The 25,269-nt window shown below is 68.0% G+C and carries 26 protein-coding genes and 1 pseudogene; 12 read left to right on the forward strand and 15 right to left on the reverse strand.

Annotated elements, in window-relative coordinates:
• Window positions 1–88: 88 nt before the first annotated feature.
• Window positions 89–1,384 carry an aspartate carbamoyltransferase gene (locus KPB06_RS30320; protein WP_059584768.1) on the forward strand — a complete coding sequence of 432 codons (1,296 nt, stop codon included), beginning with the start codon at window positions 89–91 and terminating at the stop codon, window positions 1,382–1,384.
• Window positions 1,385–1,527: 143 nt separating this feature from the next.
• Here the strand turns inward: KPB06_RS30320 and KPB06_RS30325 are convergent.
• Window positions 1,528–1,683 (reverse strand): annotated as a pseudogene (locus tag KPB06_RS30325) (VapC toxin family PIN domain ribonuclease); the annotation flags it as partial.
• A gap of 173 nt (window positions 1,684–1,856) precedes the next feature.
• Here KPB06_RS30325 and KPB06_RS30330 point away from each other — a divergent pair.
• The 8 genes from KPB06_RS30330 (at window position 1,857) to KPB06_RS30365 (ending at window position 7,630) form a co-directional block, all read left to right on the forward strand.
• Window positions 1,857–4,100 carry a TonB-dependent receptor gene (locus KPB06_RS30330; protein WP_275905763.1) on the forward strand — a complete coding sequence of 748 codons (2,244 nt, stop codon included), beginning with the start codon at window positions 1,857–1,859 and terminating at the stop codon, window positions 4,098–4,100.
• Between the two features lie 3 nt (window positions 4,101–4,103).
• Complete coding sequence (locus KPB06_RS30335) at window positions 4,104–4,859, forward strand: tetratricopeptide repeat protein (protein ID WP_275905762.1); 756 nt, start codon at window positions 4,104–4,106, stop codon at window positions 4,857–4,859.
• The gene (locus KPB06_RS30340; protein WP_275905761.1) at window positions 4,856–5,539 is read left to right on the forward strand and encodes a Fe2+-dependent dioxygenase; all 684 of its coding nucleotides are present in this window, start codon (window positions 4,856–4,858) and stop codon (window positions 5,537–5,539) included. The genes KPB06_RS30335 and KPB06_RS30340 overlap by 4 nt, the downstream gene beginning before the upstream one ends.
• Before the next feature lie 84 nt (window positions 5,540–5,623).
• Window positions 5,624–5,863 carry a type II toxin-antitoxin system Phd/YefM family antitoxin gene (locus KPB06_RS30345; protein WP_021158157.1) on the forward strand — a complete coding sequence of 80 codons (240 nt, stop codon included), beginning with the start codon at window positions 5,624–5,626 and terminating at the stop codon, window positions 5,861–5,863.
• Window positions 5,860–6,255 (forward strand): type II toxin-antitoxin system VapC family toxin, encoded by a 396-nt coding sequence (locus KPB06_RS30350; protein ID WP_059585115.1) that lies wholly within the window; start codon window positions 5,860–5,862, stop codon window positions 6,253–6,255. Before KPB06_RS30345 ends, KPB06_RS30350 begins: the two co-directional genes overlap by 4 nt.
• Window positions 6,224–6,631 carry a M15 family metallopeptidase gene (locus tag KPB06_RS30355; RefSeq protein WP_275905760.1) on the forward strand — a complete coding sequence of 136 codons (408 nt, stop codon included), beginning with the start codon at window positions 6,224–6,226 and terminating at the stop codon, window positions 6,629–6,631. Before KPB06_RS30350 ends, KPB06_RS30355 begins: the two co-directional genes overlap by 32 nt.
• Window positions 6,632–6,733: 102 nt before the next feature.
• On the forward strand, window positions 6,734–7,318 hold the full coding sequence (locus KPB06_RS30360) for a nucleotidyltransferase family protein (protein WP_059584758.1): 585 nt from the start codon (window positions 6,734–6,736) through the stop codon (window positions 7,316–7,318).
• Window positions 7,319–7,489: 171 nt separating this feature from the next.
• Window positions 7,490–7,630, forward strand: a complete 141-nt coding sequence (locus KPB06_RS30365; protein ID WP_012339712.1) for a hypothetical protein — start codon at window positions 7,490–7,492, stop codon at window positions 7,628–7,630.
• Between the two features lie 49 nt (window positions 7,631–7,679).
• Here the strand turns inward: KPB06_RS30365 and KPB06_RS30370 are convergent, their stop codons facing one another.
• The 8 genes from KPB06_RS30370 to panE form a co-directional block, all read right to left on the reverse strand.
• Window positions 7,680–8,438, reverse strand: a complete 759-nt coding sequence (locus KPB06_RS30370; RefSeq protein WP_059584755.1) for an SDR family oxidoreductase — start codon at window positions 8,436–8,438, stop codon at window positions 7,680–7,682.
• Window positions 8,435–9,982, reverse strand: a complete 1,548-nt coding sequence (locus KPB06_RS30375) for an FGGY-family carbohydrate kinase (RefSeq protein WP_059585113.1) — start codon at window positions 9,980–9,982, stop codon at window positions 8,435–8,437. Before KPB06_RS30375 ends, KPB06_RS30370 begins: the two co-directional genes overlap by 4 nt.
• A gap of 29 nt (window positions 9,983–10,011) precedes the next feature.
• Window positions 10,012–11,100 carry an alcohol dehydrogenase catalytic domain-containing protein gene (locus KPB06_RS30380; RefSeq protein ID WP_059584753.1) on the reverse strand — a complete coding sequence of 363 codons (1,089 nt, stop codon included), beginning with the start codon at window positions 11,098–11,100 and terminating at the stop codon, window positions 10,012–10,014.
• Window positions 11,101–11,146: 46 nt separating this feature from the next.
• A complete protein-coding gene (locus KPB06_RS30385) occupies window positions 11,147–12,160 on the reverse strand; it encodes an ABC transporter permease (RefSeq protein ID WP_059584751.1) in 1,014 nt (337 codons plus the stop codon).
• Window positions 12,147–13,724 carry a sugar ABC transporter ATP-binding protein gene (locus tag KPB06_RS30390; RefSeq protein WP_410469505.1) on the reverse strand — a complete coding sequence of 526 codons (1,578 nt, stop codon included), beginning with the start codon at window positions 13,722–13,724 and terminating at the stop codon, window positions 12,147–12,149. The genes KPB06_RS30385 and KPB06_RS30390 overlap by 14 nt, the downstream gene beginning before the upstream one ends.
• A 5-nt stretch (window positions 13,725–13,729) precedes the next feature.
• Window positions 13,730–14,674 (reverse strand): substrate-binding domain-containing protein, encoded by a 945-nt coding sequence (locus KPB06_RS30395; protein ID WP_059584750.1) that lies wholly within the window; start codon window positions 14,672–14,674, stop codon window positions 13,730–13,732.
• Window positions 14,675–14,794: 120 nt separating this feature from the next.
• Window positions 14,795–15,754: an AraC family transcriptional regulator gene (locus KPB06_RS30400; RefSeq protein ID WP_059584748.1), complete on the reverse strand. Its 960-nt coding sequence runs from the start codon at window positions 15,752–15,754 to the stop codon at window positions 14,795–14,797.
• Window positions 15,755–16,003: 249 nt separating this feature from the next.
• On the reverse strand, window positions 16,004–16,951 hold the full coding sequence (panE, locus tag KPB06_RS30405) for a 2-dehydropantoate 2-reductase (RefSeq protein ID WP_059584746.1): 948 nt from the start codon (window positions 16,949–16,951) through the stop codon (window positions 16,004–16,006).
• Between the two features lie 247 nt (window positions 16,952–17,198).
• Between panE and KPB06_RS30410 the strand changes: the two genes are divergently transcribed.
• Entirely contained in the window at window positions 17,199–18,752 is a 1,554-nt protein-coding gene (locus KPB06_RS30410; protein WP_059584745.1) for a methyl-accepting chemotaxis protein, read from the forward strand.
• Between the two features lie 18 nt (window positions 18,753–18,770).
• Here the strand turns inward: KPB06_RS30410 and KPB06_RS30415 are convergent, their stop codons facing one another.
• Window positions 18,771–19,448 carry a LuxR C-terminal-related transcriptional regulator gene (locus KPB06_RS30415; RefSeq protein WP_059585111.1) on the reverse strand — a complete coding sequence of 226 codons (678 nt, stop codon included), beginning with the start codon at window positions 19,446–19,448 and terminating at the stop codon, window positions 18,771–18,773.
• Between the two features lie 375 nt (window positions 19,449–19,823).
• Here KPB06_RS30415 and KPB06_RS30420 point away from each other — a divergent pair, with 375 nt between their 5' ends.
• Entirely contained in the window at window positions 19,824–20,315 is a 492-nt protein-coding gene (locus tag KPB06_RS30420) for a hypothetical protein (RefSeq protein WP_059584743.1), read from the forward strand.
• A gap of 27 nt (window positions 20,316–20,342) precedes the next feature.
• Here KPB06_RS30420 and KPB06_RS30425 read toward each other — a convergent pair whose 3' ends face one another.
• From KPB06_RS30425 to KPB06_RS30440, 4 genes are all read right to left on the reverse strand, one after another.
• A complete protein-coding gene (locus KPB06_RS30425) occupies window positions 20,343–20,849 on the reverse strand; it encodes a hypothetical protein (RefSeq protein WP_059584741.1) in 507 nt (168 codons plus the stop codon).
• Window positions 20,850–20,975: 126 nt separating this feature from the next.
• Window positions 20,976–22,343 carry a sigma-54 dependent transcriptional regulator gene (locus KPB06_RS30430; protein WP_373453017.1) on the reverse strand — a complete coding sequence of 456 codons (1,368 nt, stop codon included), beginning with the start codon at window positions 22,341–22,343 and terminating at the stop codon, window positions 20,976–20,978.
• Between the two features lie 164 nt (window positions 22,344–22,507).
• Window positions 22,508–23,092: a hypothetical protein gene (locus KPB06_RS30435; protein WP_089465673.1), complete on the reverse strand. Its 585-nt coding sequence runs from the start codon at window positions 23,090–23,092 to the stop codon at window positions 22,508–22,510.
• A 155-nt stretch (window positions 23,093–23,247) separates the two neighbouring features.
• The gene (locus KPB06_RS30440) at window positions 23,248–24,648 is read right to left on the reverse strand and encodes a chemotaxis protein CheA (RefSeq protein WP_275905759.1); all 1,401 of its coding nucleotides are present in this window, start codon (window positions 24,646–24,648) and stop codon (window positions 23,248–23,250) included.
• Here KPB06_RS30440 and KPB06_RS30445 point away from each other — a divergent pair.
• Window positions 24,638–24,949 carry a hypothetical protein gene (locus tag KPB06_RS30445; RefSeq protein WP_226093905.1) on the forward strand — a complete coding sequence of 104 codons (312 nt, stop codon included), beginning with the start codon at window positions 24,638–24,640 and terminating at the stop codon, window positions 24,947–24,949. The two genes, KPB06_RS30440 and KPB06_RS30445, sit on opposite strands and share 11 nt — an antisense overlap.
• Here the strand turns inward: KPB06_RS30445 and KPB06_RS30450 are convergent.
• Window positions 24,933–25,214 (reverse strand): hypothetical protein, encoded by a 282-nt coding sequence (locus KPB06_RS30450; protein WP_059584734.1) that lies wholly within the window; start codon window positions 25,212–25,214, stop codon window positions 24,933–24,935. The genes KPB06_RS30445 and KPB06_RS30450 overlap by 17 nt on opposite strands.
• Between the last annotated feature and the right edge of the window lie 55 nt (window positions 25,215–25,269).

A 25,269-nucleotide genomic window follows, 5' to 3' on the forward strand; every position in this document is an offset into this window, starting at 1 on the left:
CCACCCCTGCGCGCACAGATTTTTCTTGACTTCATCGCGGCAGAAACTAATATACGCACCGCGTATATTTTCCGCCCAGGAGCCGCCGATGACCGTTCCCCAGCAAGCCTTCCTCCGCGACGCGATGCGCCGCCTCAACATGACCCGCGAGGCATTCGCGAATCGCATCGGCGTCAGCCGCCGCGCGCTGGATACGTGGCTGCTTCCGGACGATTCGCAGGAATCGCGCGGGATGCCCGAAATCGTTGAGCGCTTCGTGTCGGAAATCGTCGAGCGTTCGGCGCCGGATGGCGAGAACTATACGCAAAGCGTAGACAAGCAAGGGCTCGCGAAGCAATTCCTGTTCGAAGGCAAGCCGCAGTTGATCTCAGTCGACCAGTTTTCGCGGGATTCGGTCGAGGCGCTGTTCCGCGTGGCCGACGTCATGCAGCCGATCGCGCGGCGTCACAAGATTTCACGCGTGCTCGAAGGCGCCGTGCTCGGCAACCTGTTCTTCGAGGCCAGCACGCGCACGCGCGTGTCGTTCGGCGCGGCCTTCTGCCGGCTCGGCGGCTCGGTGTGCGACACGACGGGCTTCACGTTCTCGTCGATGGCGAAGGGCGAATCGATCTACGACACGAGCCGCGTGATGGCCGGCTACGTCGACGCGCTCGTGATCCGCCATCCGGAAAAAGGCTCGGTGGCCGAATTCGCACGGGCGACCAACCTGCCGGTGATCAACGGCGGCGACGGCCCCGGCGAGCACCCGAGCCAGGCGCTGCTCGACCTCTACACGATCCAGCGCGAGTTTTCGCGGCTCGGCAAGATCGTCGACGGCGCGCACATCGCGCTGGTCGGCGACCTGAAGTACGGCCGCACCGTGCACTCGCTCGTCAAGCTGCTCGCGCTGTACCGCGGGCTGAAGTTCACGCTCGTGTCGCCGCCGACGCTCGAGATGCCGGCGTACATCGTCGACCAGATCTCGACGAACGGCCACGCGGTCGAGCAGACGAACGATCTCGCGGCGGGCTTGCGCGGCGCGGACGTGGTCTACGCGACGCGGATCCAGAAGGAGCGCTTCACCGACGAGTCGTTCGAAGGCTATACGCCGGATTTCCAGATCAACCAGGCGCTCGTCGACTCGGTGTGCAAGCCCGACACGCTGATCATGCACCCGCTGCCGCGCGACAGCCGGCCCGGCGCGAACGACCTGTCGGTCGACCTGAACCGCGACCCGCGTCTCGCGATCTTCCGGCAGACCGACAACGGCATTCCGGTGCGGATGGCGATCTTCGCGGTGCTGCTGGGCGTCGAGAATCTCGTCCAGCATTCGATGCGCGACGCGACGTGGCGCCCGCCGGCATACCTGGGGCCGGAGGATGCGGTGTTTCACGGAATCGACTGATCTGCGGCCGGTCGCGCGCGCCCGAACGGGAATTCGCTGCAGTTCAAGGGCCGCGCGCAGACGTAACGCATTCAACGCGCCGACTTGCACGGCGCGTTGTCATTTTCGGCGCCGGTGACGTGACGGCCGCCGACCCGGCGCCGGCGGAACCAAGAGTCGATCACACGCAGGCCTGCTGCTTCGAACGGCGCGACGTCGCGCGTGGCCGCGATCGAACCGTTCGAGGCGGCGATTGCAGCGACGAAGCCATCGGCAGACGCCATTGCGTTGCCTGTCGCTCCCCGGCCACGAGCCTTCGCCCCCTCCGCAACATTCGTCAACAATTCCCCGACAAATGAGAACAAGAACGCTTCTCATTCGTAAAGAAATTACATAGAATGCCGCCTGAAAACAAATCGTAATAATCCCCGCTGGCATGCACATTTCCGTAGCGCACTGCCCCGGGAGCCACACCGCGAGGTCGAAGCGCACCATGAAGTCCCGTCCCGACGAGCTGAAGCTCGGCAAGTTCACCACCCTCTGCAGCGTGCTGGCCGCGAGCCCCGCGTTCGCCGACGGCACGCCGCCCGCGGCGACCGCCGGCACCGAAGGCCATCTCGCGCCGATCGAGATCCAGGGCAAGACCGAGCACAGCTACAAGGCCGACTTTTCCGCTTCCGCGAAATTCACCGCGCCGCTCGTCGACACGCCGAAATCCGTCACCGTGATCCCGCAGGAACTGATCCAGAACAGCGGCGCGACCACGCTGACCGAAGCGCTGCGTACCGTGCCCGGCATCACGTTCGGCGCCGGCGAGGGCGGCAACCCGCTCGGCGACCGTCCGTTCATCCGCGGCTACGACACGCAGGGCAGCATGTTCGTCGACGGCATGCGCGACACGGGCGCCACCACGCGCGAGATCTTCAACACCGAGCGCGTCGAGATCACCAAGGGTTCCGACGGCGCGTACGGCGGCCGCGGCGGCGCGGGCGGCAGCATCAACCTGATCACGAAGGCCCCGCACCTCGGCACGACGGCCGCCGCGAGCGCGGGCCTCGGCACCGACCGCTATCGCCGCTTCACCGCCGACGGCAACTGGCAGTTCGCCGATCACGCCGCGTTCCGCCTGAACCTGATGAGCCACAACAACGACGTGGCCGGCCGCGACGCCGTCAACAACGAGCGCTGGGGCGTCGCGCCGTCGATCGCGTTCGGTCTCGGCACGCCGACGCGCGTGACCGCGAGCTACTACCACCTGCAGACGGACGACATGCCCGACGGCGGCATCCCGTACTTCTATACGACGTCGAACAAGCCCGCGAACGTCGGCACGATCTATCCGGCGCCCGTCGATCGCCACAACTTCTACGGCCTGATCGACCGCGACTTCCGCAAGACCACGTCGGACATCAGCACGATCAGGATCGAGCACGACATCACGCCGAACCTCACGGTGCGCAACACCGCGCGCTACACGGAATCGACGCAGGACTACATCTGGACGCAGCCGGACGACAGCCAGGGCAACGTGGTGAACGGCAAGGTCTGGCGCCGCAACAACAACCGCAACAGCGCGATCAACAGCCTCGCGAACCTGACCGAGCTGTTCGGCGAATTCCGCACGGGCCCGTTCAAGCACAGCTTCAACACCGGCATCGAGCTGTCGCGCGAATGGGGCAAGCGCGACTCGTACACGGTCGCGACCGACACCGGCAAGATCTGCCAGAAAGGCATCGGCGCCGCGTCCGGCTACAACTGCACGAGCCTGTGGTCGCCGAACCCGAGCGATCCGTGGGCCGGCTCGATCTCGCGCAACAACGACTACGCGCATGCGCGCACCACCACGAAATCGATCTACGGCTTCGACACGATCGAGATCACGCCGCGCTGGCAGGTCAACGCCGGCGTGCGCGTCGACGACTACTCGACCCGCTTCACCGATACCAAGGCGAATGGCGGCAAGACCTACACGCGCGACGACACGCTGTTCAACTGGCAGGCCGGCCTCGTGTTCAAGCCCGCGCGGAACGGCAGCCTCTATGCGTCGTATGCGACGTCGTCGACGCCCGCCGGCATGCTGCTCGGCGAAGGCAGCGAAACGCAGTCGCTCACGCCGGGCCGCGGCGGCGTCGGCCCGAATGCCGATCAGCTTTCGCCGGAAAAGAACCGCAGCATCGAACTCGGCACGAAATGGAACGTGCTGAACGACAAGCTGTCGCTGACGGCCGCGCTGTTCCAGATCGACACGACGAACGCGCGCGTGACGCTGCCGAACAACCAGTACGCGATGGTCGGCAACAAGCGCGTGCAAGGCCTCGAGCTCGGCGTCGCGGGCCAGATCACGAAGCAGTGGCAGGTGTTCGGCGGCTACACGTACATGAAGAGCGAACTGCGCGACAACGGCAAGGACACCGCGAACAACGGCAACCGCTTCCCGAACACGCCGAAGCACAGCCTCACGATGTGGTCGAACTACGACATCACGCCGAAGTTCACGGTCGGCGGCGGTGCGTTCTACATGTCGGAAGTGTTCGGCGATCCCGCGAACCTGCGCGCCGTACCGTCGTACTGGCGCTTCGACGCGATGGCGCAGTACCGGATCAACAAGAAGCTCGATCTGCAACTGAACGTGAACAACCTGTTCAACCGCACCTACTTCGATCAGGCGTATCCGGCGCACTATGCGTCGATCGCGCCGGGCCGCTCGGCGTTCGTCACGCTGAACGCGCGCTACTGATCGATGGAGGCCGTGTCGCTGAAGGCGCTCGCGTCGGTCTCGCCGCGCGAGTTCGCCGACATCCTGGCCGGGCCGCCCGAGCGCGCCGCCGCGTGGGTCGCGGCGGCGGCCGAGCACGGCATCGTCGATGCGCAGGCCGTGTACGGGCAATACCTGCTCGACGGCCACGGCGTGCCGCGCGATCCCGCGGCCGCGCTCACGTGGTTCCGGCATGCCGCGCAGGCGAATCATCCGATGGCGATGAACATGCTCGGCCGCTGCTACGAGTTCGGCTGGGGCACGGCCGCGTGCGCGCCGGTCGCCGTGTACTGGTACCGGCTCGCCGCGCAGGCGGGCCTCGACTGGGGCATGTACAACTACGCGACCGCACTCGCCCTCGGCAACGGCGTCGACGAGAACCGCGCCGACGCGCTCGACTGGCTCCGCCGCGCGGCCGCGCTCGGCCATGCGAAATCGATCAACCTGATCGGCGGCTTCTACGAGGACGGCTGGGTCGTACCGGTCGATATCGACGCCGCGTTCGACCACTATCGCCGTGCCGCCGTTGCCGGCGATTTTCGCGGCCAGTTCAACTACGCGCGGCTGCTCGCCGAGCGCGGGCGCGTCGACGAAGCGCTCGTGTGGCTCGCGCGGGTGCCGGCCACCGCGACACCCGCGTTCATCGCGAAGATGCGCGCGTATCTCGTGTCGTCGCCGCTCGACGCGTTTCGGTCGGCGGCGATGCAACTGGCGCCGCACGCAATGGAATCCGTATCATGATGCTTCACATCCCCGGCGTACTGACGAAAGCGCAGGTCGCGCAATGCCGCGAACTTCTCGATCGCGCCGAATGGATCGACGGCAACGCGACGTCCGGCGCGCAGTCGGCGCTCGCGAAACGCAACCGGCAATTACCGGAAGGCTCGCCCGCCGCGCGCGCGGTAGGCGACGCGATCCAGGATGCGCTCGCGCGCCATCCGCTGTTCTTTTCCGCGGCGCTGCCGCTCAAGGTGTTTCCGCCGCTGTTCAATCGCTATGCAGGCGGCGAGACGTTCGGCACGCACGTCGACAACGCGATCCGGCTGCTGCGCGGCACGGATTTCCGCGTGCGCAGCGACCTGTCGGCGACGTTGTTTCTCGAAGAACCCGATGCGTACGAGGGCGGCGAGCTGTGCGTCGAGGATACGTACGGCGTGCATCGCGCGAAGCTGCCGGCGGGCGACCTCGTGCTGTATCCGGCATCGAGCCTGCATCACGTGACGCCTGTGACGCGCGGCGAGCGCGTCGCGTCGTTCTTCTGGATCCAGAGCATGGTGCGCGACGACGGCGACCGCACGCTGCTGTTCCAGCTCGATACGCAGATTCAGGCGCTTTCCGCCGAGAAAGGCGCGAAGGATCCGATGGTCATTTCACTGACCGCGATTTATCACAACCTGTTGAGGAAGTGGGCGGATGCGTAGCGCGAGCCGGTCACGCCCACGGCGCTTGCGCCGCATCGAAATGCGAGGCTAAAATGACCATAGTCCGATGACCATGAACATATCATGATGCCACACGCTCCCGTATCGAAATCCGAATTCAAGGCTCGCGCGCTCGAATACTTCCGGCTCGTCGAGGCGTCGGGCGAAAGCCTGATCGTCACCGACCACGGCAAACCGACGCTCGAGATCCGCCCGTATCGCTCGCGCGAAGCCCAGCCGTTGGACATATTGCGCGGGTCGGTCATGCGCTACGACAATCCTCTCGATCCGATTGCGGAAGATGATTGGGAGGCGTCGAGGTGATCGTGCTGGATACGCATGCATTGGTGTGGTGGGTAGCGGGCGACCCCGCGCTCAGCAAGAAGGCGCGGAGTGCGATCGATCGTGCGCGGAGCGAAGGCGCGCTCGCCGCATCCGCGATCTCCGCGTGGGAAATCGCGATGCTGGTGCGCAACGATCGCCTCGCCCTGACGATGGATGTCGACGCGTGGCTCGCCACCGTCGCGCAGATCGACGGCATGCGTTTCGTGCCCGTCGATGCCGACATCGCCGCAAAATCCACCGACCTGCCCGGCACGTTCCACAAGGATCCGGCCGATCGCATGATCGTCGCGACCGCGCGGCGGCTCGGCGCGCCGCTCGTCACCCGCGACGAAAAAATCCGTGCATACGCGCACGTCAAGACGCTCTGGTAAGGGTCGCCCGCGCTCGCATCAAATCGCGGCGCATTCTCCACGAGACTCTGGCATATTGGCGATTCGTCTGACCAAAACGACCGCGGCCACCCTGCTCGACATCGGCCGGCGGCCTGCAACCGGCCTCGCCATCATGAACGCCACCGACCAGGAATCGTCCGGCGCGTGCTACACGCACAACGCGTTCATCAGTCGCGCGGCCGCGCGAAACCGCCAGATCCTGATCGACGCGCTGACGCACGCCGGCTTCACGAATTACCCGTCCGAATGGTGGCACTGGTCGTTCGGCGATCGCTATTGGGCCGTGATACAGAACGAATCGCACGCAATTTACGGTCCTGTCGACGAAAGCATGCTCGACGAAGCGGCGCGATGACAGTTTTCCCGATCCGGCAGGCGTGATTCGGTAACATCCTCACTTGCCGATCCCCGTGTGCTCCCGCACAATCGCAGCACCTGCCTCACTCCCCTCGCGCCGATGTCCTATGCGTCACTCGCCACCGGCGTCCTGCTCGCCGGCGGCCTTGGTCAACGCTTCGACCCGAGCGGCCTGCACAGCAAGCTGCTCGCCCGGCTCCCCGACGGCACGCCGGTTGCGGTGGCCGCCGCCCGCCGTCTCGCGGCAGCCACCGCCGACGTGATCGCCGTCGTGCGTCCCGGCGCCGAAACGCTTGCGATTCTGCTGAACGAAGCCGGCTGCCAGGTCGTCTATGCACCCGACGCGTTGCGGGGCATGGGCGCGAGCCTCGCGGCCGGCGTCCGCACGACGCCCGATGCGAGCGGCTGGCTCGTCGCGCTCGGCGACATGCCGTGGATCGCCGCTTCCACCTACGAAACGGTCGCACGCGCGCTCGAAGCCGACAACGCATCGATCGTCGCGCCCGCGCATCGCGGCGTGCGCGGGCATCCAGTCGGTTTCGCCGCGCACCACTTCGAAGCACTGGCCGCCCTCGACGGCGACACGGGCGCCCGCGCGCTGTTCGCCAGCGCACCGGTGCAACTGCTCGATATCGACGATCCCGGCATCCTGCGCGACGTCGATACACCGGCGGACTTGCGCTGACTTCGATTGCGCGACCTCGCGAGATTCCGCACGAACACCGTCAATACGCGGATTTCGCCGACGATCGGCAGCCTGCCGCAAGAACCCGCTGCAAACGCGCGCCCGATTGGCTATAACCAAGACGAGGCGCGTCCGCCGCGCCACCGCCGCCACGCACCGCACGAGTTCTCCATGAGCGACCACACGACCCCGACACCCGAGCCACCGGCCGACCCGAACCGCGACCCGGAAGACGACCCGTTCTCGTCGCCGCCCGGCCATCACGACAACCCGCAGCAGCCGGACGGACCGCCGAGCAAGGACCCGGTCTAGCCGCGCGCCGGCCGCGCCGCGAACTCGACCGCGACTTACGTGACGGGCTCTAGCGCGCGGTATATCCCCCGTCGATCGGCAACGACACACCGCTGATCATCGACGCCGCATCGCTCAGCAAAAACAGGATCGGCTCGACGACTTCGTCCGGCTGCGCGAACCGGCCGAGCGGAATCGCGGCGAGCATCGGTTCGCGCTTGTCCGGTTCGCTCCACGCGAACTGCGCCATCGGCGTGAGCGTGACGGTGGGATTCACGCTGTTCACACGAATGCCGTGCGGGCCGAGCTCAATGCACAGCACGCGCGTGATCGCGTCCATCGCCGCCTTCGACGCGCAATAGCTCAGATGCGCGGGCAGCCCGACGAGCGACGCCTGGCTCGACACGTTGACGATGCTGCCCCGCGCGTGCGCGTCACCGCGTCCGTCGCGCTCGATCATCCTTCGCGCCACGGCCCGCGCGACGAGCGCCGCACCGCGCGCATTGACGGCCATCACGCGATCGAAATGCGCGGCTTCGACGTCGAGCGCAGGCTCGAGCGACGCGATCCCCGCGCAATTGACGAGGCCGTCGAACGCATCGTACGCGGCGAGTGCGGCATCGATCGCGTGTTCGTCGCCGCCGACATCCATGCGCAACGTATCGCACGCAATCTCCGCGGCGAGCGTGTCGAGCGCGGCCATGTCGCGCGCCGCCGCGACGACGCGCGCGCCTGCATGCGCCAGCGCGACCGCGCACGCACGGCCGATTCCGCTCGAGGCACCCGTGACGAGCACCGTCGACCCACTGAAATCGAATCGTGTGTTCATGATGATGTCCCGAGCCTGTGCATGATCGGCTTGAGTGCCGGATACAGCGCCGTATAGAGCGAAAAACGCGCGTCGTACGTTTTCGCGCGGTCGGCGTCGGGCCGTGCGCGCTCGACGAGCGTAACCCAGCCGCCCTGCGCGTCGTCGCGCGACACGAGCCCTGCGCCGACGCCCGCGAGCAGCGCGGCGCCCATTGCGGCTTCGACGTCCTGCTCGATCGTCCACACCGGAAAACCCGTCACGTCGGCGATGATCTGCATCCACAGCGCCGAATGCGCGGCGCCGCCGACGACGATCAATCGATCGTCCAGCGCCGCCGCGCCACGGCGGCCGGCCTCGATGTTGTGGCGCAACGCGAACGCGACGCCTTCGAGTACCGCACGATAAAGATGCGCACGCGTATGCGCGAGACTCAGCCCGACGAACGCGCCGCTCGCCTTCGCATCCCACACCGGGCTGCGCTCGCCCATCAGGTACGGCAGAAACAGCACGCCGTCGGCGCCGGCCGGCACGCGCTCGGCCGCCTCCTCGAGCAACATGTGCGGATCGCCGTGCGGCAGCAGGCGCGCCGCGTCGATTTCCGCGTGACAGAACTGGTCGCGAAACCATGCGACCGATGCGCCGGCCGTGATCGCTCCGCCGAACACGTACAGGTCGCGCTGCCCGTCGAACACGTGCGGCATGCTGACGAGGCCGTGGCGCGCATCGACGTGCCGGTTCACGTAGCCCCAGCACATGCTCGTGCCGATCATCGCGACGTGCTGCCCGGTGCGCGCGGCACCGGCCGCGAAGGTCGCCACCGCCGCATCGACGCCGCCTGCCACGACGGGCGTGCCGGCCGGCAGGCCGAGTTGGGCGGTCCATTGTGACAGCAGGCCGCCGACGACGTCCGTCGAATCAACCAGCCGCTCGGGCATCATCGTCGCCGGAATGCCGAGCATGTCGAGCGCGTCGTCCGACCACTCGCGGCGCGCGACGTCGTACACGCCGCCGATATTGCCGGCCGAACTGTGGTCGACCGCGACTTCGCCGGTCAGTAAATAGATCACGTACGCGTTCGGCGGCAGGAAATAGCGCACGTTCGCCCACACGTCCGGCCGCTGGTCGCGCAGCCACAGCATCTTGGTGAACCCGTAGTAGCTGTCGACGCCGTTGCCGGTGATCACGCGCAGCCGCTCGACGTTCACGTGCTCGTTGACCCAGTCGACTTGCGCGGTCGCACGCCGGTCCATCCAGATCAGGCATGGATGCAGCGGCCGCATGTCGATGTCGACCGGGATGCCCGAGCCGCCGTACAGGCTGCTCACGCATACCGCGCGAATCGCATCGGCCGGCACGCCCTGCGCGCGCGCGTCGCTCACGCAGCCCGCGATGCAGTCGAGCACCGCGTCGAACCACACCTTCGGCCACTGCTCGGCCCACAGCGGGCGCGGCGTATCGGGCTGGTAGCCGGCCGAGCGCCGCGCGACGATCGTGCCGTGCCGGTCGACGAGCAGCGCCTTGGTGCTCTGCGTGCCGATGTCGACGCCTATGACGTATTCCATGATGTCTCCGGTGAGGCGCGCGCCGGCCGTCAGCGGGCCGGCTTCAGCAGCACCTTGATCGATTCGGGCGATTTCGCGACGCGGATCGCGTCGTCCCATTCCTCGAGCGCGAAACCGTGCGTGACGATGCCCTTCGACGTGACGAGCCCGCGCGCGAGCAGGTCGATCGCGACCGGATAGCAGTATGGCCCGAGGTGCGCGCCGCGTACGTCGAGCTCCTTGCGGTCGCCGATGATCGACCAGTCGACGGTCGCGTCCTCGCCGAACACGCTGAATTCGACGAAGCGGCCGAGCTTGCGGATCAGGTCGAGCCCCTGGTTCACGCCGACCGGCGCACCGGTCGTCTCGATGTACACGTCACAGCCATAGCCGTCGGTGAGCGCACGGACGATTTCGCGCGCGTCGTCGCGCTTCGGGTTGATCGTCACGTCGGCGCCGTACTGCCGCGCGAGTTCGAGCCGTTCGTCGATCAGGTCGATCACGACGAGTTTCTTCGGCGTCTTCAGGTGCGCGACCTGCGTCATCATCAGCCCGAGCGGGCCCGCGCCCGCGATCACGACGACGTCGTCGAGCTGGACGTCGCCGCGGTTCACCGTGTGGATCGCGCACGACAGCGGCTCGATGATCGCGGCATCCTCGAGCGATATGCCGAGCGGGATCTTGTGGACGATCGCGGTCGGCGGAATGCGCATGTATTCGGCCATCCCGCCGTCGGCGACCTCGCGCTGGAAGCCGAAAATGTTGTGCACCTCGCACATCCAGTACTGGCCCGACCTGCAATAGCGGCACTTCCCGCACGGCACGATCTGCTCGGCGATCACGCGCTCGCCCAGCGCGACGCCGAAATGCTCGGCCGCGCCGTCGCCGAGCGCTTCGACATAGCCGAAGAATTCGTGGCCGGGAATCACCGGCGCCTTCACCCACGGGCTCGGGCCGCCCCAGAACATCTTGGCGCCGGTGTAGCACTTGCAGTCGCTCGCGCAGATGCCACACGCGGCGATGCGGATCACGAGCTCGTTCGTACCGGGGCGCGGCATCGCGACCTGTTCGACGCGATAGTCCTCGGGGCCGTGGCAGACGACCGCGGTCATGCGCGGTTTGGCTTCGGGTGTCGTCATGAGTTGTCTCTTTTCTGAATGATTCGGATAACCGATATCTCCGTCGTTACCGCGATCGCTCGCGGCTGATGTAGATCGCGAGCAGGATGATTCCGCCCTTGATCACGTTCTGCACATACGGGTTCACGCCGATCATGTTGAGCCCGTTGTTGAGCACGCCGAGCAACAGTGCGCCCACCAGCGTGCCGAGAATCGCGCCGCGCCCGCCGGAGATCGACGTGCCGCCCATCACGACGGCCGCGATCGCGTCGAGCTCGAAGCCCACGCCCGCGTTCGGCTGCCCGCTCATCAGGCGCCCGGTCAGCACGATCGCGGCGAGCGCGGACGTGAGCCCGGCCAGCGTGTACACGATCAGCTTCACGCGCGCGACGCGCACGCCGGTGAGCCGCGTCGCCTGCTCGTTGCCGCCGATCGCATACACGTAGCGGCCGAATGGCATCCGGTCGAGCAGCAGCCACGCGATCGCATAGACCACCAGCATGATCAGCACCGGCGCCTGGATGCCGAGCACCTTGCCGCTGCCGAAGAACGCGACCCAGTCGGGCAGCCCGTCGATCGGATAGCCGCCCGTGTAGATCAGCGCGAGACCGCGCGCGATGCCCATCGTCGCGAGCGTGACGATGATCGGCGGCATTCCCGCGAACGCGACGAACACACCGTTCAGGACACCGAAGCCGAGGCCGACCGCGATGCCGATCGCCAGCGCGGCGACCGCGTTGACGCCCGCGACCATCAGCCCGGCCGCGAGCGTGCCCGACAGCGCCATCACCGAGCCGACCGACAGGTCGATTCCGCCCGTCAGGATCACGCAGGTCATGCCGACCGCGATGATCGCGTTGATCGACACCTGGCGCAGCACGTTCTCGAGGTTCGCGGCGGACAGGAAGCTCGGGCTCGCGATCATCATCGCGATGCAGACCACGACGAGGCCGACGAGCGGATAGAACAGCGTCGAGCGGCGCAGTTGCGCCCACATCGCGCGCGGCGGCGGCGCGTCGCCGTTTCCGGCCGTGGCCGCGAGCGTCGTCGAACGCGTGGAAGAAGAATCAGGCAGGTTCATGGGTCGCTCCTCGCGTGCCGGCCGTGGCATAGGTCATGACCGTGTCGGGATCGATCTCGTCGCCGGCGAGCGTCGCCTCGATGCGGCCTTGCCGGAACACGGCGACGCGATCGCACATGCCGACGATTTCCGGCAATTCGGACGAGATCATGATGATGGCGTAGCCGCGCGCGGTGAGTTCGCGCATCAGCCCGTAGATTTCGGCTTTCGCGCCGACGTCGATGCCGCGCGTCGGCTCGTCGAAGATCAGCACCGACGTGTGATGGTTCAGCCAGCGCGCGATCACGACCTTCTGCTGGTTGCCGCCGGACAGCGTCGCGACCTCGGTGTGGATCGACGGCGCCTTGACACCGACGCGCCGCATCACGTCGTGCGTGGTGCGCGCCTCGCTTCGCCGGTCGATCAGCCAGCGCATCGACCGGTACTTGCCGAGGTTGTTCAGCGAGATGTTGTCGCGAATCGAGAACGACGTGACGAGCCCTTCCGTCTTGCGGCTTTCCGGCAGGATGCCGATGCCCGCGCGCAGCGCGTCGGCCGGATCGGCGAGCTTCGCCGCCGCGCCGCGCACGCGCAGCGCCTTGCGATGAGCACGCGTCGCGCCGATCACCGCGAGCGCGGTCTCGGTACGCCCCGAGCCGACCAGCCCCGCGAAACCGAGGATCTCGCCTTCATGCAGCGCAAAGCGGTTCACCGGGCCGTCGCGCTCGATCTGCAGCGCATCGACCTCGAGCACGGCCGGCGCGTCGGCCGGCCGCGCCGGCTTCGGCGGAAAGCTGCTTTCGATCCGGCGGCCGACCATCATGCGCACCAGTTGCTCGACGTCGGTGCGCGCGACCTCGGTCGTCGCGACGTACTGGCCGTCGCGCAGCACCGTGATGCGGTCGCACACCGCGAAGATCTCGTCGAGGTGATGCGAGATGAAGATCATCGCGACGCCCTGCCGCTTCAACTCGCGCATGATCGCGAACAGGTGCTCGGCCTCGGCCGGCGTGAGCGTGGCGGTCGGCTCGTCCAGGATCAGGATGCGCGCGTCGAGCGACAGCGCCTTGCCGATCTCGACGAACTGCTGCTGCGCGACCGACAGCGCGCGGATCGGCGCATCGAGATCGATCGCCACGCCCAGGCGCGCGAAGATGGCGGCCGCCGCGGCGCGCATCCGCTTGCGGTCGCGCGCGCCCCAGCGGTTGCGCAGCTCACGGCCGAGGAACAGGTTGTCGACGGCATCGAGGTGCGGAATCAGGCTGAATTCCTGGAACACGATGCCGACGCCGGCCGCGACCGCGTCGTGATAGTCGGCGAAATGGCGTGCGCTGCCGTCGATCTCGATCGTGCCCGCATCCGGCTGGTGGATGCCGCACAGGATCTTCATCAGCGTCGACTTGCCCGCGCCGTTCTCGCCGAGCAGCGCATGAATCTCGCCGCGCGCGATCTCCAGATGAATGTCGGACAGCGCCTTCACGCCGGGAAAGCTTTTCGTGATGTGGCTGAGCCTGAGTATCGTGTCCATCGGCTTCTCCGTGCGAAGGGCGTCGGCCGCGCCGCCGCCCTTCGCGTCGCGTCGCACGTCGTTCACCAGCTGAAACCCTTCGCGTTGCCGCGATCGACGACCTTCACGTCGACGGGAATCGCCTTGGGCACCGTCGCGCCCCACTTGCGCGCGATCGCGATGCCGAGCGCAATGCGCACCTGGTCGGCCGGGAACTGCGCGGTCGTCTCGATGAACTTCGAGTTCGGCTTCTGGATCGCGGCGATCGCCTCGGGCGCGCCGTCGACGCTCGTCAGCTTGATGTCCTTGCCGGAACCCTCGATCGCGGCGAGCGCGCCCATCGAGCCGCCGTCGTTCACGCTGAAGATGCCCTTCAGGTTCGGATGCGCGGAGATCATGTTCTCGGTGACCGACAGCGCGGCGGCGCGCTCCTGCTTGCCGTTCTGCGTATCGACGAGCTTCACGTTCGGGAATTTCGCGAGCCCGGCCTTGCAGCCGCGCACGCGTTCGAGAATCGGTACGACCGGAATGCCGTCGAGGATCGCGACCTCGCCGCTGCCGCCGATCGCCTTCGCGAGGTATTCGCACGACATCACGCCCGCGTCGTAATTCTTCGAGCCGACGAACGAATCGACCGGCCCGTTCGCGTTCGCATCGACGGCCACGACCACCGCGCCGGCCTTCTTCGCCTGCGTGATCGCCGACTGGATGCCGGTCGAATCGGTCGGGTTCACGAGCAGGATGTCGATCTTCTTCTGCAGCATGTCCTCGACGTCGCTCACCTGCTTGCTGACGTCGTGATGCGCGTCGGTGACGACGACCTGCGCGCCGATCGACGCGGCCGCTTCGTTCAGCGCCTTCTGCATCGTCACGAAGTACGGGTTGTTCAGTTCCTGGAACGTCATGCCGATCCGCAGCGGCGCGGCGTGCGCGGCGGCGGCGGGCAACAGGGCCGCGGCGGCGAGCGCGGCAACGGCCGCCAGGCGGGCGGCGCGACGGGAAGAAGAAGCGGGCGATGCGTGCGTCATGACGGTGTCTCCAGATTGTGTGCGGCTTTTTCGTGGGTGAATGCGCCCCTCGCGGCGCAAGCGACGCGATTCGGCTGGGTAAAACGGTTGGGAAAACTCGGGCGGGCAACGGCCCGGCGATCATCCGGGCTGCGGCATGAGTTCAGGCGCACCGGGCGTCAGCACGCGCGGCGGCAGCGGATTGCCGGTCGGCGCCGCATGCAGCGCCAGCTCGCGGCTGCGTGCGTTCAGGCGCTGCAGCGCGCGGAATTCGGACGGCGCCATCCCCTTCACCGCGCGGAACTGGCGGTTGAAGTTCGACACGTTGTTGAAGCCGGCCTGAAAGCAGATGTCGGTGATGCTCGCGTCGTCGGCGAGCAGCATCTGGCACGCGGATTCGATCCGCAGACGATTCACGTACTGGACGAACGGCATGCCCGTATGGCGATGGAACGCGCGCGAGAACGCGCTGACGCTCTGCCCGGTCAGTTGCGCGAGATCGGATTCGCGCAGCTCGGACGCGAGGTTCTTGCCGATATACGACAGCGCGTGGCTGAGCCGCGTCGGCGTGACGTCGGCCTGATCGTAGGCGGGGCTCGCGAGCAGCATGCGTTCGGCCGCGCCGCACAGCCGTTCGAGAATCGTCATGAACAGCGCGATGCGGCGCATCCCGCGCGCGGTCAGCAGCTCGTCGAACAACGGCGCGATCGCGGCGCTCGTCGCGGCGTCGAAGCCGACCCCGCGCCGCGCATCGTCGAGCAGCGCCTGCGCGTCGCGGCATTCGGGGAATGCGTCCATGCAGCGCCGCACGAACGACGGATCGAACTGGATCACGAGATTGCGGCGCTCGACGGTTTCGCCTGCGGCCATGTCGCTGACCCAGTTGTGCGGCAGGTTCGGCCCGAGCAGCACGAGATGGCCGGGGCCGAACGAGCCGATGTGATCGCCGACGAAATACTTGCCGTGCGTCGCGACGATCAGGTGCAGCTCGAATTCGGGATGGAAATGCCAGCGGATCGTGCGATACGGATAGCCGTGCGACCAGACCTTGAACGACTCGTCGCGTCGCACGTCGACCACTTCGAGATCGGGGTGCATCATGTTGGCGTCTCCATTCCCTTGGTTCGCTGGCCGGCCTGTTCGGCTGTGCGCGTGCGCCGCGTGTCTCGCGCGGCGCCGCGACCGGTCGCATGGGAAGCAATGTAGGTCGATCGCGCGCGCGGCTCCACCAACTTTACGCCTGATTTTCGATACTTTTTTGCCGCCTGCGGGCGGAAATGGCGCCAGAAGGCAAATTTGTTGCGGTGCGGAACGGTGCGGCGGCCGTCCGCGCCCGTCGCCCGCGCCGGCTTACGCCGCCGCTTGCTCGCGCGCCGTGCGCGCCTCGTACGCCTTCAGGTGGTTGTACGCGATCCGCAGCAGCGACAGCGTATCGGCCGCCTGCGGGTCGCGCCGCGCGAGCAGGTCGCCGATCACGTGATCGGCCTCGACGCGCGCATGGTTCTCGACGTCGCGCAGCATCGACGCGGTCAGCGGCGACGGCGTCAGCACCATCCGCTGCATCCGCTCGCTGGCCGCCGGGTCGGGCCGATGGCCGTTGTATTCGGCGATCGCGCTGCATTCGGCGAGCATCGTCTCGAGCAGGCGGCGGCCGTCCGGCGCGGCGAGAATGTCGCCGATCGACCCGCGAAACAGCGACGTGCTCGCGGCGAGCGTTGCCAGAAACACCCACTTGTCCCACATCCGCGCGGCGATGTCGTCGCTGAGCGTCGCGTCGAAGCCCGCGCCGCCGAGCACGTCGGCCACCGCGCGCACGCGCGGCGATTCGCCGCCGGCCAGCTCGCCGAACGACACGCCGTGCGTGTCGTTCAGATGCACGATGCGCTGCTCGCGATCGAGCGTCGCCGCGATCACGCACAGGCCGCCGAGCACCTGCGCGGCGCCGAAGCGCTCGCGCAGCACGTCGAGATGGCGCATCCCGTTGAGCATCGGCAGGATCAGCGTCCGCGGCCCGACGAACGGTGCGAACGACGCAATCGCGTCGTCGAGGCTGTACGCCTTGCAGCTCAGCAGCACGAGATCGAACGGCGCGACGCCGGCGCCCGCCTCGCCCGCGCGCACGGTCTGCACGTTCGCGAGCGTCAGGTCGCCGCGCGGGCTGCGGATCAGCAGCCCGTCGCGCGCGAGCGCGGCGGCGCGGCCCTCGCGCACCAGGAACGTCACGTCGCGCCCCGCCGCGGCCAGCCGGCCGCCGAAGTATCCGCCGACCGCGCCGGCCCCTACCACCAGAATCCGCATCGTTGCCTCCTTTCTGTTTCGTTCGGTGCCCGCGCGCTGCCCGTGCGTGCGCGACGCAGACCGTCGCCCGACAGTATAGCGGCCGCTGTTATGCATATGCATAGATGCCCGCGCCCGCGTCGCGGACATCGGGAAATGACCGCTTCTAAGGGATTTCCCGTCTACGGCGACACGCATGGCGCGCCGTCAAGAGACTTATCCCGTCACGCCGTTCCGGCAAGCGTTCTCGACTGACCAACCTCACACCATGCGCAATCTTTCCCTGAATCAAAAACTCGCGTCGATGATCGTCATCCTGTGGCTCGGCCTGCTCGTGATCGCCGGGCTCGGCGCATGGCAGACCCGCGCGTCGATGATCGCGGACCGCCGCGACCAGCTTGCATCGCTGGTCGCGCAGGCCGCGAGCGTGACCGATCACTACTACAAGCTGTCGCAGCAGAACGCGCTGCCGGAAGCCGATGCGAAGCAGAAGGCGCTCGAGGCGATCGCTGCGATGCGCCATGGCGTCGACGGCTATATCTCGGTCAACGATTCGAAGCCGGTGATCGTGATGCATCCGATCAAGGCCGAGCTCAACGGCAAGGACGTGTCGAATTTCACCGATCCGAACGGCCAGCACCTGTTCGTCGAGATCGTGAAGGCCGGCAACGCGGACGGCGGCAAGGGCTTCGTCGAATATCTGTGGCCGAAGCCGGGCGCGGACAAGCCGCAGGAGAAGACCAGCGCCGTGCAGCGCTTCGCGCCGTGGGACTGGTATCTGGTGACCGGCATGTACATGGACGACGTGCGCACGGCGGTGCTCGCAAGCGTCGGCCGCTGGTTCGCGATGACGGCCGTGCTCGGCGCGATCGCGACCGCCGTGATGGTGATGGTGCTGAAAAGCGTGCGCGCGAACCTGGGCGGCGAGCTCGAAGTGGCGCTCGACGCCGCGCAACGCATCGCGCAGGGCGACCTGACCGCGCGCGTGGCCGTGAAGCAGGACGATCGCGGCAGCCTGCTGCATGCGCTGCACACGATGCAGGGCGGGCTGATCGACATGGTGTCGCGCGTCCGCACCGGCACCGAGAACATCAACGTCGGCGCGAGCGAGATCGCCTCCGGCAACACGGACCTGTCGCAGCGCACCGAGGAACAGGCGGCCGCGCTCGTGCAGACCGCGTCGAGCATGGACCAGATGACCGCGAACGTGAAGCAGAACGCGGACAGCGCCGCGCAGGCCGCGTCGCTTGCCGGCCAGGCCGCGCAGGTCGCGACGCGCGGCAGCGCGGTGGTCGACGACGTCGTGCGCACGATGAACGAGATCACCGACCGTTCGCACAAGATCGGCGACATCATCGGCGTGATCGACGGGATCGCGTTCCAGACCAACATCCTCGCGCTGAACGCGGCCGTCGAAGCGGCGCGGGCGGGCGAACAGGGCCGCGGCTTCGCGGTGGTCGCGGCCGAAGTGCGCTCGCTCGCGCAACGCTCGGCGACGGCGGCCAAGGAAATCAAGTCGCTGATCGTGTCGTCGAACGAGACGGTCCAGCACGGCGCGACGCTCGTCACGCACGCGGGCGAGACGATGGCCGAGATCGTGCAATCGGTGCGGCGCGTGAACGAGATCCTCGACGAAATCAGCCACGCATCGCGCGAGCAGAGCGCCGGGATCGAGCAGGTCAACCGCGCGGTGGGCGAGATGGATCAGGTCACGCAGCAGAACGCGGCGCTCGTCGAGCAGGCCGCGGCGGCCGCGCATTCGCTGCGCGATCAGGCCGAGGCGCTGCGCGACGCGGTGACGCGGTTCGCGTTGCCAGCCTGACGGCGCCCCGCCCTGCGCTCACGCCGCGCTGCCCGCCCGCCGCGCGGCCTCGGCGCTGCCGAGCCCCAGCCCCGCCGCCCGCTGGATCAGCTCGACGTCGTTGTTCGCGCCGAGCTTCTTCATCGCGCTGATCTTCTGCGCACTGACCGTCTGCTTGCCCTTGCTCAGGCGCTGCGCGATCGTCTTGATCGGTACGCCCGCCAGATACAGGCGAATGACCTCGATCTCGCGCGCCGACAGCTTCACGGGCGCGTCGCCGCGCGTGCCGAGCGCATCGACCGCGCGCCGCACGGACGGCGACAGGTAGGCGCCGCCGCTGTAGCTCGAATGGATCGCCGTGACGATGTGGCCGACCTCGTCGAGCTTGCTGACGATGCTCACGCCGCCGTTCGCGAGGATCGACCGGAAGATCAGCGGGTTCTCGTTCGCGACCAGCGCGACGATGCCGACGTTCGGCCGCGTGCGGCGCAGCCAGTCGAACAGCGCGAGGCCGTCCATCTGCTCGTCGCCGCGAATCGCATAGTCGACCAGCACGATGTCGCAATCGACGCCGCCGAGCGACGCGACCAGTTCGGCCGCGCTCCGGTAGACCGCGACGAGCTCGATCGCGCAGCTGCTGTCTGCGATCTGCTCGATACCGGCCAGCGTCAGCGGCCAGTCGTATGCGACGACGATGCGAACGTTGAATTTCCTCATGCGCAGTTCCTGGTGGTTCACCGGCCCCGCCACGCGAAGCGCACGCGACCGGTTGGGCGTTGAAATGACGTTCAGGCTATTTTTAGCCTGAACGCCGATTCTATGAATGTCCGCCCGGGCGCGATATCGGACGGCGTACGAATTGGCCGCCGAAAACGTAATACAGGTTTGATATTTGCGGCGTTCGACGCGCGACGACCGGCAGATGGGCCGCCGCGGCATCGGCCGGATGGCCGGCCGCACGCACCGCGCGGCCGGCCAGCGGGTAAAATTGCGCGTTTGCATGCCACCCCGGCCCGCCGGCGGCGAGCGACGCGCCGTCACCGGCCGCGCGCCCGCGCCTTCGCCGGCTTGCCCGTACTGCCCGCTTTCCTCATGACCGATTCCGACCTGCAATCCGACGACACCTCCATCCACGAAGACGGCCTCTGGCGCGACAACGGCTGGACGGCCCGCATCATCAAGAACGAAGACGACGATGGCTGGGCCGTCGAAATGGTCAAGGACGGCGAGTCCGAGCCCGCGCTCGTCGGGCCGTGGACCATGGGCCGCGACAAGAAGAACCCGAAACCGATGGACGCGAACGCGTTCCGCACGCTCGTGAAGACCGCGACCGAAGTGCTGATGCGCCACGAACAGCAGCGGCGCGCGATGCTGCACAAGGAAGTGACGGTGCAGGACGAAGCCGGGCAGGATGTGTCGGTGACGCTCGACATCGTGCCGGACGAGTTCGAACCGTATGCGCAGCTCAAGGCATGCGATCCGTATGGCGAACTGCTGGCCGAAGCGAAGGTGTCGGCCGGGTTCAAGCTCAACAAGGCCAGCGCCGAACGCTGGGTCGCATCGGGTTTCGACCGGCCGGCCTGAGCGCGCGCGGCGCGCCGAAGCGCGCGGTCAGGCGCCGGCGCCCCGCTGCGCGCGTGCGAGCCGGCGGGCGGCCAGCTTGCGCCGCACCAGTTCCTCGAATTGCGGCGTCGCGGCCTCCGGGTCGCGCGCGGCCAGGCCGAGCACGTTGCGTGCGAGCTGGATCGGCGTCAGCACGATGCCCCACGGCAGCCCCCACCAGCCGAGCACGGCCGACGCGAGCAGCGCGAGCGCCTGCTTCCTGCGGCCGCAGCGGCGGCAGCACACGTGGCGCCGCGTCGCCCAGCGCGTCACGAACACGAGCGACACGACGCGATGCGACGCGTGAATATCGACCGGCTGCCCTTCGCGCAGGCAGATCGGGCATGGCCCGTAGCGCCAGTCGTCCACATACTGCCGAACCTTCGCGTCGGGCACCCGTTCGGCCTCGACGACGACCGGATGCGCCTGCGCGCATGCCGGGCCGCAATAGCGGCGGCCGTCGATCGACTGCCCGCCGACCAGGAACGTCCTGCCGCACTGACTGCACTCTGCCACGATGACCTCGGATAAGCGTGATGCGCCGCGTGCCGGTTGCGCGCCCATCGATGCGCGTTCCGGCCGGGCCGTTTCATGTTTTAACGGCTGCCGCCGCGCGGTCTTGAGCGGCGCCGCCGCAGCGCGTCAGCCATGCAGCCCGTGCGCGGTCATCAGACGGTACAGCGTCGCCCGCGAGATCCCCAGCTCCGACGCGGCGTTCGCATGCTGCTGGCGGTGACGCAGCAGCGTTTCCTCGATCGCGTGCCGCTCGGCCTGCCGGCGCGCCTGCGCGAGCGTCGGCGGGCGCAGCGACGTGTACGCGTGCAGTTCGAGATCGGCGGCGGAGATCAGCGGGCCGTTCGTCATCACGACCGCGAAGCGGATCCGGTTGATCAGCTCGCGCACGTTGCCGGGCCACGGATAGTTGTGGATCGCCTCGATCGCGCACGGCGTGAAGCCGCGAATCCGGTACGAGCCGTCGCCGCGATAGCGCCGCAGCACGTCGTCGGCCAGCAGCATGATGTCGCGGCCGCGCATGCGTAGCGGCGGCTCGTCGATCCGCAGCACGCACAGGCGGTAGTACAGGTCGGCGCGGAACCGCCCGGCCCGCATCGCGGCTTCGAGATCGACGTGGGTCGCCGACACGATCCGCACGTCGACCGGAATCGACGCATGCCCGCCGAGCCGCTCGATCTTCCCTTCCTGCAGGAACCGCAGCAGGCTCGCCTGGCTCTCGAACGGCATGTCACCGATTTCGTCGAGAAACAGCGTGCCGCCGTGCGCGGCCTCGATGCGGCCGATCTTGCGCTGGTGCGCGCCCGTGAACGCGCCGCGCTCGTGCCCGAACAGTTCGGCCTGCAGCAGCGACGTCGGGATGGCCGCGCAGTTCACGGCGACGAACGGTGCGTCGGCGCGCGACGACTGCCGGTGGATCGCCGCGGCCGTCAGCTCCTTGCCGGTGCCGGATTCGCCGGCGATGAACACGGTCGCGTCGGTGTTCGCGACCTTGCGGATCGTCGCGAACAGCCGGCGCATCGCGCCGCACGCGCCGATCATCTCGCCGCCGGGCGGCGGCGCCTCCGCGGCCGGGTCGCCGTCCGCGAGCTTCAGCATCCCGTATGCATGGCCGACGAGATAGCCGATCGTCGTGTACGCCGCCGGGTTGCGCACGTAGTCGAAGCAGCAGCGGCGGATCAGGCGCGCGATCGCGAGGTTGCGCAACCGCTCGCCGCCGGCGAACGCGAGCCAGCCGACACGCGGGTCGCGCAGCAGCGCCTCGAACGACGCGACGTCCGGCGACGCGAAACTGTCGAAATCGACGATGCCCGCATGCGGACGGTTCGCCCTGACGAGATTCAGCGCATCGGCCACGGTTTTGGCGCGCCGCACGTCCCAGCCGCGCGACGCGAGCATATCGACGAGCGCGGCATCGTGTCGCTGCGACAGGTAAACGAGCGGGCGCGACGGCGCGACGGGGTCGTGCCGGACCGCGATGAACGGCAGCGCGCTCATCTGCCGTTCGACCTCTCGCGGGCCTGACATGCTCGGTTGACAACAATGGTTCACGATCGCCTCGCCGCATAAGGGTGGGTATCGGAGCGGCCGTTGCCCGATCGCGCCGGCGGGGCCTGCGGCCCTGCGGCGCGGCGCCGCTCCGTCCTCGAATCGATGCCGTGTCATCGGCAGAACACGACGCGCTGCGTGTAGACCTGCGGCTCGACGACGGGCTTCGCCGATCCGTTGAGATCGTCGCGATAGGCGCGGTAGGTCTTGCCGTTTACCGTCACGTCCGACGCGCGGGCCGTCTCGATCCGGTCGAGCCCGGTGTGCCGCCATGCGTTCACCCGGTCCGCCGCCGTGACGGCCGGCTCGCCCGCGATCCTCTGCGTGAGCGCGCTGCCGTCGCTCCACGGTTGCGTCCGCATGTCCTCGGCGTGCTGCATCGCGCCGACCGTCTTGCCGGTCGGCCTCGGCCCGCTCTGTGCGTCGAACGGCGCGCCTCGGCCGTACACCGGCGATTGCCACGATGGCGCGTGGCCCGCTTCCGGCATCATGTAGATCATCTGCGGATCGCCGATCATCATCATCGGTGCGCATGCCGCATTGTCGGGACGGCCGAGGGTCGACAGCGCCTGCTGCACGCTCGCGGCGTTCGCAAGCGTCTGCTCGCTCAGAATGACGAAGACCGCGGGATTCTGGAAAACCGACTGCGCAGCGGCTTGCACGCTGGTCAGCAGCAAAGCGACCAAAAAGATCCTCATGATTGAGGCCTCCTTGCATCCTCGTCACGCAAAAAGAGGTGTTGACCTCGGGGATCGGAACAACACCCGTCAAACAGGAAACGACCATCGGGCATCGGGCCGAACGCCTGCCGTGCGGCCGGCGCGCCGGTCGCACGGCAAACCGGTCCGCATGCTTACGACGAGGTACTCGTCGAGACGACGGTCGGCGCCGGCGCGACCGGCGCAGCAGGTGCGGCCTGCTGGTCGACCGTGGCCGGCGACAACGCTTGCGCCGGATCGGTCAACGCCGATGCGGCGGCGGGCGGCGCGGCGGCGGCTACTGCGGGTTCGACCGCGTCCGGCACTTTCGCGACGGGGGCCGGCACGTCGGCCGGTGCCGCGACGACGGCCGGCGGCGCGGCCTCCGGGGCAGGCGGTTCGGCCGATGCCTGCGGCGCCGGTTCGACAGCCTTCACATCGACAGCCTTCGCATCGGCTGCCGGCACCGCGACGACGGCAGCCGCCGGCATCGGTTCGGCCACCATCTCGCCCGCAGCCCGCGCCGTGTCGGTCGCGGCCGGCATCGGCTCCGGTACTTTGTCGGCGACGGGCTGTGCTGGCTCGGGAGCCGTGTCGGCGACGGCCGGAGCAGGCCCGGGCGTCTTGTCGGCAACCGCCGGCGCGGGTTCGGAGGCTTTGTCGGCGACCGGCTGCGCGGGTTCCGGCGCCTTCGTATCGGCAACCGGTGCGGCCGGCGCTGGCGTGGCCTTGTCGGCCGCGACCGGAGCGGCAATGACCGCTGCAGCCGGCACGGCGGCCATTGCGGCGGCCGGTACGACCGACGCAGCGGGCGCGGCGACGGCCGCAGGCGCGGCTGTCGCCACGGGCGCCGCGGCCGAGGGGACTGCCGCGGCCGAGGGGACTGCCGCGGCAACGGCCGGCGCGGCTGCGGCAACGGCCGGCGTCGCGACGGCAGGCGCGGCGGCGACGGGCGCCATCGTCGGGACAGGAACCGGCACCGAAACAGGCGCGGCGCGCATCGACGCCGTCTCGATCGGGCGCGTCGCCGCGGGCGCCGGCGAGGCCGAGCCGAGCGGCGGCAGGCCCATCCGGTCGCGCACGATCGGATCGCGATACTTGATGTCGTCCGCGACGGTCGCTTCGACGCTGGGCGCCACGTTCGAACGCGCGAGCGGCGCGGTCGTGCCTGGACACAGGTGCCCGGTCGCCTCCACCGCGCGCCGGTTCGCGTCGCTCTGGCACAGCAGCGCGAGCGCCACGTCGGTCAATCCCATCGCACGGAATTCGCGCGCATCGAGACGCCGCACGCAGGCCTGGTCGACCAGCGTCGTGCCGCCCGTCGCGCCGAACCCCGGGAACGACACGCCGACGCTCACCGAGCCCATGCAGGTATCGGACAGCGTGGTCGTGAGGCCGGGCGCCTGGATCGACGGATTCGTCTTGATCGTCTGCGTGCCCGAGTAATTGACGTTTTCCGTCGCCTGCGTGTTGTACGGGCTGGAGCCCGGCGCGCCGGTCGCGAGTGCGTTCGTGCTCTGCGGCGCCACGTTGCCGCCGGCCGTAGTGGACGGCATCGTCACGTTCACATTCACGCTCGAATTGCCGCTGCCGCGTACCCCGCTGCTGCTCGTGGCATTGCCGCCGCGCGAACTCGTGGTGTTCGTGTTCATGCTCGAACCACCGCCCTGGCTGATCGCGGTCGACGACGTCGTCGACTGCGCGCTCGACGTCGAATCGGCGGTTTGCGCCTGGGCGCCGATCGTGGTCATCGCGAACATCGCCGCACATGCCACCTTGATCCTGTTGCTGTTCATTTCACTCTCCGGACGAGGTTGGACCTCCGACCCAGGCAACCGTACTAATTCCCCTGAATGACTTCAGATTTCGCTGCTTCCCCGAACTGCTTCCAGCCGCTGCCCAGCTGGGACCACGAGCCGGCCGACATGCCCTGCCATTGCCGGGTGTCAGGTCCGCCGATCGCGCTGCCCGACGAAAGCGTTTGTTGTTCTGACGGTTTGGTTGTCTGGTCACGGTTGTTTGACGTCTGCATAGTCGATTGCCCGCCATCGGCGGCACGGTCGGCGCCATACGCCGTCAGCGACGCGAGCATCAGCGCGGCGGCAATCAGGTTCTGCTTCATGCCAACTCCTTACGTGACAACAAGGTGGAAAAGAGACCAGCGTCGCTGGGAAACT

Origin of the sequence: Burkholderia semiarida, from assembly GCF_029268935.1 — a bacterium.
In the GTDB taxonomy this organism is placed as follows: domain Bacteria; phylum Pseudomonadota; class Gammaproteobacteria; order Burkholderiales; family Burkholderiaceae; genus Burkholderia; species Burkholderia semiarida.